Genomic DNA, 752 nt, shown 5'->3' on the forward strand with positions numbered 1-752 from the left:
AAACTGACTAGAGGACTTCTTCATAAAAACCCCAAAAACCGACATTATTTCCTGTTTAAGTTAGCTTAAACCACATTTAATGTCATGTATTTTTAAGAAAAAGAAGTCTATCCGGAGCCAAAGAAAAGACACTTTGAGATTTGGTTTTTTAGACCCTATGATTACTCAGGATTGTTTAACTGAGCTGAACAAAATCGTGGCACATTGATCAAAGAACAGGCGTGGAACGTGAATAATCATTAAAAAAGCCCAATCGGAGGTGGTTGGGCTTTTCTTAAACAGTTAAGCGAATGATTTATATCAGAATAAAAAGAGCATTTCGTATAAGGTGTATTATGTTAATTTTAGGGAAACTAATAAATATGCAGATTTTTATTTATTTGATTTTATCATTTTTACTTTTTGGATGCGCTTCAAAACCTCACTTTGAACCTACTAAAATGTATACAGGTAATCAAAATAAAACTGAAGCTGAATTTTCTTTAATTTATATAGATTGGATGGAGTCTTCTATCATTTATAAAGGAGTAGGGCAAACTGAAATTACGGAAATAAACAATGTTAAAGTACATGAAAGAGTTCCAATTCTTGGTAGTAAATATCTAATTCAAGTATTGCCTGGTGAACAAAAAATTTCTATTTCCCTATACATTTCTAAAGGTTACATAAGTATGGGATACTATGGCTACTATAAAATAGAACAAGTAAATTTGGAATTAGCTGCATTTAACTCAGAACCAAATAAAATTTAT

Annotated in this window: 1 protein-coding gene; it reads left to right on the plus strand. The window is 30.5% G+C overall.

Annotated elements, in window-relative coordinates; genetic code table 11:
• Window positions 1-335: 335 nt before the first annotated feature.
• On the plus strand, window positions 336-752 hold a 417-nt coding region (locus RR876_RS16850; RefSeq protein WP_332637173.1), incomplete at its 3' end, for a hypothetical protein.

This window comes from Acinetobacter sp. (genome assembly GCF_036666595.1).
In the GTDB taxonomy this organism is placed as follows: Bacteria; Pseudomonadota; Gammaproteobacteria; order Pseudomonadales; family Moraxellaceae; genus Acinetobacter.